We start from the raw sequence: 4,688 nt of genomic DNA on the forward strand, positions 1-4,688 counted from the left end.
CCCTCCTCTCTTCAATCAGCCGAGAAGCCCATGCCGATCCGTCATTGCATCGTCCACCTGATCGACAAAAAACCCGACGGCACGCCCGCAGTTCTTCACGCCCGCGACTCCGAACTGGCCGAGTCGAGCGCCATCGAGAACATGCTTGCCGACCTCAACGAGAGCTATAACGCCAAACAAGGTAAAGCCTGGGGTTTTTTCCATGCCGAGTCCGGAGCGCACCCGTTCAGTGGCTGGTTGAAGGAATACTTCGAGGGCGGCAAAGACTTCACGGCATTTAGCCGGGTAGCGGTGGAACATCTGCAAAAGCTGATGGAAGAGTCGAACCTCTCAGTGGGCGGCCACGTGCTGTTCGCACATTACCAGCAAGGTATGACCGATTACCTGGCGATCGCCCTCCTGCATCACAGTGAAGGCGTTGCAGTGACCGATCAACTGGACGTGACCCCGTCCCGCCATCTGGACTTGGGCCAATTGCACCTGGCGGCGCGGATAAACGTGTCGGAGTGGCAGAACAACAAACAGTCCAAGCAGTACATTTCGTTCATTAAAGGCAAGAACGGGAAAAAGGTGTCGGAGTATTTCCGCGACTTCATCGGCTGCCAGGAAGGTGTCGATGGTCCCGGCGAAACTCGCACGCTGCTCAAGGCGTTCAGCGACTTCGTTGAAAGCGAAGACCTGCCGGAAGAGTCCGCCCGCGAGAAAACCAAAACCCTGGTGGATTACGCCAGCAGCCAGGCCAAGCTCGGCGAGCCCATGGGCCTGGAAGAACTCTCGGAATTGATCGACGAAGAGCGCCCGAAAGCGTTCTACGATCACATCCGCAACAAGGATTACGGCCTGTCCCCGGAAATACCGGCGGACAAACGCACCCTGAATCAATTCCGCCGCTTCACCGGCCGCGCGGAAGGCCTGTCCATCAGCTTTGAGGCGCACCTGTTGGGCTCGAAGATCGAGTACGACGAAGAAGCCGGCACGCTGATCATCAAGGGCCTGCCGACTCAGTTGACCGATCAGCTCAAGCGACGCAACTGATGCTGAACGGCATCCTGAAGAAATTCCTGCTGATCTTGCTGGTGGTGGTGGTTTATCAGAACTGGGGCAAGATCGAGCGGGTGTTCAACCCTTCGCAAGTGGTGTCGGAGCAGACACAGGCCAAGGCCAACGTCGTGCTCTATGCGACGGACTGGTGCGGCTACTGCAAACTGACCCGGCGCTTTCTCGATCAGAAAGGCATTCCGTACAAGGAATTCGATATCGAGAAAGATGCCGAGGCGCGTAAGGCATATGAGCTTTTGGGGGGTGGTGGGATTCCGATCATCGATGTGAACGGGACGCTAATTCGCGGGTATGACCCGGACGCTATCCTCGCAGCTCTGAAGTAATTCATACAACCCTTGTGGCGAGGGGGCTTGCCCCCGTTGGGCCGCGAAGCGGCACCCCTAGCACTAAAAAACCGAGGCCTGCTGCGCAGTCCAACGGGGGCAAGCCCCCTCACCACAGGGATTTGGGGGTTCAGCGTTTTTCGATGCGGAATCCAAAGCGCGGAAAATGCACATGCACCACACCGCCGCGCTCGTCTTCACGGCGCAGAATCAGTTCTTCACTGCCCGCGAACAGCAACTCACCCACCACCGGATCTACACCGTAATCAATCGCGGCGATCGCCACCTGTTGGCCGGGTTCAAATCCATTCGGTTCTCCAAATTGCTCATCCGGCAACGCTGCTGGCGTGGCATTACGCGCCACCTCCAGTGCCTCTTCAGACGTCATCTCGCTGAACGCACCATGCCCGAAACCCATCACCCGTCCAAACCAGGCCGAAACAGCCGGATAAGCATCAACCAGCGGCGAAGTCACCGGCGTCGCTTTCAGGAACCACAATGGATGGGCCAGTGCGAAGTCAGCAATCGACGGCTCGCCAAACAGGAAGTCACCCTGCTCGCGCTGCAGTTGTTGCTCCAGCCGCGCCATGATCGTCGGCCATTGGTGCTTCGCCTGCTCGGCGGACAACTTGGTAGCGCTGCCACCGCTGAACAGGCCTGCGCGGTCGGCAATGAACGCCTTGATCGCCTCCGGCGGCAAATTGCCAAAACGCACAGCAATCGATTCCGGCTGAAACACCAGACTGACCGCATGCTGGAACATCACCGAATCAGCCCAGGCCGCGAAGGTCGCGGCAATCATTTCCTGACCTTCCGGGAAGAACGCGGGCAAGGCTTTTTCCTGCTCAAGGCGACGGGCAATCAGCGACGTGTCGCAGTAAATATCCGCGCCAATCTGCAACACTGGCGTTTTTCGGTAGCCACCGGTCAACGCGGTCAGATCGGGTTTTGGCATCACCGGCGAGATTTTCACCGAACGCCAGGACAGCCCTTTGAAACCCAACAGCAGGCGAGCCTTTTCGGCAAAAGGGGACGTCGGGTAATGATGAAGAATCAACTCGGACATGCTCGGCTCCGCCGCACGGTGTAGGAATCCGCAGCTTAACGCGCAATCGGCAAGCGGCCTACAGATCTGCCTGATGGGCACCTATCAGTCAGGTTGATAAGCCCGCAGCAGCACTCGCGACCAGGCATTCCTTGGCGCTTTTCTTGAGTTTTTTGATCAGCCGCTCCTGACGCAGCGCTTCACCTTTGTCGCGGCAGACTTCGGTGTAGACCAGCGCCACGGCAGGGCTGGAGAGGAAAAACCGTGCACCCTTGCCGCTCTGGTGAGTGGCGAAGCGGCGCACGGGATCGTCGCTGATTCCGCAGTAGAGAGAGCCGTTGGCCGCGCGCACGAGGTAGACGAACCAGGGTTTGCTGACGGGCAGCGCCGCTTCGGCGGCAATTTCGGAAGATTCGCTCAGGGTGCTCACGTGACGATCAAGGCTTGTAGGAAACAAGCCGCGATCTTATCAGCGACTGGCCTGGAATGCCTTCAGCCCCTTCAGAGCCTGAGCGCGAACGGCGTTTCTGACCAAGGGCGTCCATCCCAGAATCCACCCTTTGAAACCTAGTGCCTGCCGCGACCAGGTCCACAGATCGAAGCTGTCGTGATGCTCGCAAATCTTGCCGTCGCGAAATACGAAACGAGCCTGAATGTCATTGACCACGGTGTTGCCGGTCTGGCTGAACAAGTAGGTCGCCACCCAGTGAGCGCCGCCCGTTTGTTCATCAGCCCGGACATGATCGAAGGTCAGGGAAAAATCCTTGGCGCGGGTAGTGAGCATGCGCCACATGTCGCCAGCGTCGCGTCCGCGCAGTTCGCCAAACGCCGGGTCACTGAACAGCACATCGTCGGTGTAGCAAGCGCTCATGGCCTCGGCATCAAGACGCTGGAAGGCTTGGTAGAACCGGGTGATCAGTGCGCTGTGGGCATCACTCATGGGCAGACTCCCTGTGCTTGCAAAAATGACTTCGTAAGATGGCTTGCACGATAGTCTGCAACGGTGCGAAACACTATCGGCATTCGTGGGCCGAATACCGACAGTGCGGGAGGCATCAGACCTTTTCGCTTTCGACTTGAACATACAGCGATCGTCCAGCGCCGAGACCAGCAACGATTGCRCCGAGGCCTATCACACCGAAAATCCAGCCCACCGCCGTCCAGCCCCCGGTCAAGTCATGCACGATACCGACCGCAAAAGGCCCCATCGATGCCAGCGTGTAGCCGAAGCCCTGAGCCATGCTCGAGAGGTTGGCCGCGACATGCGAGTCCCGCGAACGCAGCACGATCAGGGTCAACGCCAGACTGAACGTAGCGCCCTGCCCCAGCCCGAGCAGAATCGCCCAACCCCACAGGCCTTCAATCGGCGCATAAAGACAGCCGAACAGCCCGCCGAGGGTCAACACCATGACCACGACAATGGCCAGCCGCTGATCCTTGCCGCGTGTCGCCAGCCAAGGCGCAACAAGTGAACTGGCCAACTGGACGATCACCGAACCGGACAACACCAGACCAGCCTGAGTCGGTGTCAGACCGCGACCAATCAGGATCGACGGCAACCAGCCAAATACGATGTAGGCCAGGGACGATTGCAGGCCCATGTACAAGGTCACTTGCCAGGCCAGCGGATCTCGCAACAATCCGCGAACGCGGTACGCGACGTTATGCGTGCCGTGCTTTTGTCCACCCACTTGCGGCAGCCAGAAGATCGCCGCGACCAGCGCCGGCAGCACCCAGAAGCCCAGGCCCATAGTCCAGCTCTTGTCGAAATGCTCACTCAACGGCACGGTTGCACCGGCGGCCATCGCAGCGCCCAAACACAATGCCATGGTGTAGACACCGGTCATGGTGCCGGCCTGTTTCGGGAAGTCGCGCTTGACGATGCCCGGCAACAACACACCGATCACACCGATGCTCGCGCCCGCCAGCACGCTACCGGCAAACAAGCCAATCTCGCCAAACGAGCTACGTAAAATGATCCCGCCCGCCAGCGTAAGCAAAATCCCCAACACCACCCGCTCTGCGCCAAAACGGCGCGCCAGTACGGGCGCCAAGGGCGCGAACAAGCCGAGACACAACACCGGCAAGGTCGTCAGCAAACCGGCTTGCGCAGCCGACAGACCGAGGGTCTTCGAGATCTCGCTGAGCATCGGCGCCATGCTCGACAGCGCCGGGCGCAGGTTCAACGCCACCAGAATCAAGCCCAGCAACAACAGCCAAGGCCGACGCAGGATCGGGTGGCTTTGCTGGACCTGTTC

General features: G+C 59.3%; 6 protein-coding genes. 2 read left to right on the forward strand and 4 right to left on the reverse strand.

The window, feature by feature from the left end:
- The first annotated feature begins 30 nt into the window (after positions 1-30).
- Positions 31-1,035 (forward strand): nucleoid-associated protein YejK, encoded by a 1,005-nt coding sequence (yejK, locus tag AC1DRJ_RS19485; RefSeq protein WP_007944833.1) that lies wholly within the window; start codon positions 31-33, stop codon positions 1,033-1,035.
- Positions 1,035-1,385 (forward strand): glutaredoxin family protein, encoded by a 351-nt coding sequence (locus tag AC1DRJ_RS19490; RefSeq protein ID WP_477803585.1) that lies wholly within the window; start codon positions 1,035-1,037, stop codon positions 1,383-1,385. The genes yejK and AC1DRJ_RS19490 overlap by 1 nt, the downstream gene beginning before the upstream one ends.
- Before the next feature lie 130 nt (positions 1,386-1,515).
- Here AC1DRJ_RS19490 and AC1DRJ_RS19495 read toward each other — a convergent pair whose 3' ends face one another.
- The 4 genes from AC1DRJ_RS19495 to AC1DRJ_RS19510 form a co-directional block, all read right to left on the reverse strand.
- Entirely contained in the window at positions 1,516-2,451 is a 936-nt protein-coding gene (locus tag AC1DRJ_RS19495) for a glutathione S-transferase family protein (protein ID WP_477803586.1), read from the reverse strand.
- A gap of 88 nt (positions 2,452-2,539) precedes the next feature.
- A complete protein-coding gene (locus AC1DRJ_RS19500) occupies positions 2,540-2,860 on the reverse strand; it encodes a GIY-YIG nuclease family protein (RefSeq protein ID WP_477803587.1) in 321 nt (106 codons plus the stop codon).
- 39 nt (positions 2,861-2,899) lie between these two features.
- Positions 2,900-3,370: a nuclear transport factor 2 family protein gene (locus AC1DRJ_RS19505; RefSeq protein ID WP_477803588.1), complete on the reverse strand. Its 471-nt coding sequence runs from the start codon at positions 3,368-3,370 to the stop codon at positions 2,900-2,902.
- A 115-nt stretch (positions 3,371-3,485) separates the two neighbouring features.
- Positions 3,486-4,688: CynX/NimT family MFS transporter (locus AC1DRJ_RS19510; RefSeq protein WP_477803589.1), on the reverse strand; the 1,203-nt coding region annotated here is incomplete at its 5' end.

The sequence above is a fragment of the Pseudomonas sp. P5_B2 genome, assembly GCF_056400445.1.